This is a genomic window from Parasphingorhabdus sp. (genome assembly GCF_049667325.1).
GTDB lineage: Bacteria > Pseudomonadota > Alphaproteobacteria > Sphingomonadales > Sphingomonadaceae > Parasphingorhabdus.
The window spans coordinates 1-2938 of sequence record NZ_JBATHY010000272.1; the positions used below are offsets into that span (position 1 = coordinate 1).

The following is a 2938-nucleotide window of genomic DNA, read 5'->3' on the forward strand; positions in this document are numbered from 1 at the left end:
GTACAAGTGGAAGCGCGATCCGCTGAACGCCGATTGCGTGATGATGTACGCCCAGCGCGGCAACGGGCGGCGCGCGTCCTTTTACTCCGATTATACATTCGGTTGCTGGACCGAGAGCGGCGAGTTGCTGCCGGTCGGCAAGGCCTATTCCGGCTTTACCGACGAAGAACTGAAATGGCTCGACCGTTTTGTCCGGCAGAATACGCTCAACCGGTTCGGGCCGGTGCGCGAGGTGAAGAAGTCGCTGGTGCTGGAAGTGGCGTTCGATTCGATCCACGAGAGCAAACGCCACAAATCCGGCCTCGCCATGCGTTTCCCGCGCATCCACCGCATCCGCAAGGACAAGCCCGCCGAAGAAGCCGACCGGATCGCCACATTGGAGGCAATGGTGAGCTGAGTTGCGCTTTGGCCAGCGGAGCCATTGTTGACTACCAGAGAACCGGCGGTAGTATCGTTACAAAACCGTCGGCAACGTCTCGACAAACTAATCCAACCATTATTGCTGTCACCGAAATCATACTAAATGGGATAGGATGCGATTGACTGAACGCTCGGTCAATGGGCTGGACGATTCAGCAATCCCCTCCAATAGTAGCTGGTCGATCAACTTTTCATCGTTCGCCAACACTTGAAGATAACCACTAAGACGATGAATTGCTTCATTCCCCAATCGAATTTTTGATAACCCATCGGCTTCATCATAATGGAAGCGATTATATATGGTTAGCTCATGGATTGCGCCGATCAAAAATTTTCCTAAATTCTCTCTGGAAATGTTTGCGAGTTTTGCTTGGAGGGATTCCACGTTTATCATTTCTTACAGAAACGCCCGCAACGTAGCGACAAACTCCTCAAACTGGTCATGGTGCAGCCAGTGGCCGGCCTTGGTAAATTCCTTCACCGACACATTGTCGCCGAAATACTGCATCCGGCCGTCTTTCTCCGGATTGCTCGCCCAGCTGTCGGCGCCATAGTGGAGTTGGGTCGGGCAGCTGATGTTGCTCCACAGCTGGTGGATCGCGTCCTGGGTCAGGTCGATACTATCCCAGTGCTGGACATAGGGATCGAATTTCCAGCTGTAGCTGCCGTCCTCGTTGCGGATCACCGCGTGGGTGGTGAGGTGGCGGGCCTGTTCGTCGGAGAGATGGCGGTTGGCGTCCTGCATCCGGCCGAGCGCATCCTCGAAACTCGGATAGCGTTTGACTTGACGCCCGGCGGCCTTGCGCTTTTCCTCGATACTGTTGCGGACCCGTTGCAGCGGTCCGACTTTCTCGCGCTCGGCGAGCATCTCAGGACCGGGGCCGAGACCCTCGATCGCGACCAGCTTGCGCACCGTGTCGGGGTAAAGCCCGGTGTACCGCAGCGCGATATTGCCGCCCATGCTGTGCGCGACAATCGTGACCGGTGACAGGTCGAGCTGGTGGATCAGCTGCGCCAAGTCGGTGACCATCGCCATCGTCGAATAATGGCCATCGGTGCTCCACTGGCTGTCGCCATGGCCGCGCACGTCGGGGCAAATGATATGCCAGTCGTCGCGCAATGCCTGCGCCACCCAGTCCCAGTTGCGGCAATGGTCCTTGCCGCCGTGAAGCAGGATCAGCGGCGGCTTGTCCTCATTGCCCCAGTCGGCATAATGGAGCTTGAGCCGCTGGGAGAAATAGCTGTGCGAGGCGGGGCCGATCAGGTTCATTGGGGTTCCGATGATGGTAATTTGTCGAACCGGGACTCTAGGATGATCATCGGGGTTCGACAAGCGTGCGGGTGAAGGGGAGCGGCGGTCCGCGCCGATCCATGGAATAGCACAGCCCGCTTTGGTGAAAAAGGGAAGCTCGTCGGCCAGACGGTGCGTTCTTTCCTTGTTTCGTTCCGCCAGTTTTGGGTATATCAGCGCAGCAACCGGTTCACAGTCCGATCATTCACCAGGCAGGAAAATCATCAATGCGTTTGTTCATTTCGGGGATTATGCTCTCGCTTGTCATGGCCGGTTGTACAACGGGAGCCCCAATGCAAGCGCCAACGGACGCCAATATAGCCGTTGCAAAGGCCGGGCAAAGCGCCGACCCGGGCGATGCCGGACAAGGACAAGAATTTGCCCGGGCGCATTGTGCCGCTTGCCACAATATAACCGCCGAACCATCATCGGCGAACGACAAGGGTCCCGGGTTTCAGGCGATCGTCAACAGTCGCGGGCTGACCGGCGAGACGTTGACTAGCTGGCTTCGCGATTCCCACAATTATCCCGATCTGATGGCTTTCGAGATCGACGCCGGCGATATTGATGATCTTGCAGCCTATATGCTGACTCTGAAAAGCGCTGACTACCAACCCCCTATTCAATAGCTTTGGCATTTGGCCGGCCTGCGATACTTGCGCGGTTTCCAGTCGCAAGCTGGATATCGGGGCGGGTTGGCCCGTGGCGGCTTTAGGCGGGGTTCATGGTAGGAAGCTATCCGAATTCATGCTACAAATTGGCATCGGCACGGGAGTCAGGGATTTTGCAGAATATTTGTCTAAAAGGATTGGCCGCCGGGCTCGTTCTGTCCGCACAGCCGGTTGCCGCGGTTCACGCCGAAACGCTGCCAGAGCTTGACGCAATGGCGGAAGTGGCAGTCGATGAGGAGCAGGGCATTGCCTATGCGCAACAGCAATCGGAGCGCGGGGAGTTTCTCGAGGCGATTGCCACGCTCGAGCGGGTCCTGGCGCTCCACCCCAAATCGGATAGCGCCCGTTTGCTTCATGCAGTCTATCTCTGCAAGATCGATGATCAGCTGGGTGGCGCCGTCGAACTGGGCAAATTGAAAGCAAAAAATTACACCGACGAGCTTTGGGCCGATGTCATGAAATTATGCCCGTTGGCGGACAAGGAATAGATGATGATTCAATCCTTGCCTCTCAAAGCCGCCCTGTTGGCACCGATCCTGCTATTCTTTGCGATGAC

At 56.8% G+C, this 2938-nt stretch carries 4 protein-coding genes and 1 pseudogene; 3 read left to right on the forward strand and 2 right to left on the reverse strand.

Annotation, left to right across the window (positions count from 1 at the left end; genetic code table 11):
- Window positions 1-397, forward strand: a pseudogene (locus WBM93_RS12285) (cisplatin damage response ATP-dependent DNA ligase); the annotation flags it as partial.
- 117 nt (window positions 398-514) lie between these two features.
- Here the strand turns inward: WBM93_RS12285 and WBM93_RS12290 are convergent.
- Together WBM93_RS12290 and WBM93_RS12295 are read right to left on the reverse strand one after the other, a co-directional pair.
- Window positions 515-805: a hypothetical protein gene (locus WBM93_RS12290; protein WP_424432157.1), complete on the reverse strand. Its 291-nt coding sequence runs from the start codon at window positions 803-805 to the stop codon at window positions 515-517.
- 12 nt (window positions 806-817) lie between these two features.
- Window positions 818-1690, reverse strand: a complete 873-nt coding sequence (locus WBM93_RS12295) for an alpha/beta fold hydrolase (protein ID WP_424432158.1) — start codon at window positions 1688-1690, stop codon at window positions 818-820.
- A 314-nt stretch (window positions 1691-2004) separates the two neighbouring features.
- On the opposite strand from WBM93_RS12295, the gene WBM93_RS12300 reads away from it, so the two are divergent.
- Complete coding sequence (locus tag WBM93_RS12300; RefSeq protein WP_424432159.1) at window positions 2005-2340, forward strand: c-type cytochrome; 336 nt, start codon at window positions 2005-2007, stop codon at window positions 2338-2340.
- A 155-nt stretch (window positions 2341-2495) separates the two neighbouring features.
- Entirely contained in the window at window positions 2496-2870 is a 375-nt protein-coding gene (locus tag WBM93_RS12305; protein WP_424432160.1) for a hypothetical protein, read from the forward strand.
- The last annotated feature ends 68 nt before the right edge of the window (window positions 2871-2938 follow it).

Coding starts and splice junctions, on each gene's coding strand:
- WBM93_RS12300 (WP_424432159.1), top strand. CDS start 2,005: ATGCAAGCGCCAACGGACGCCAATATAGCCGTTGCAAAGGCCGGGCAA.
- WBM93_RS12295 (WP_424432158.1), bottom strand. CDS start 1,690: ATGAACCTGATCGGCCCCGCCTCGCACAGCTATTTCTCCCAGCGGCTC.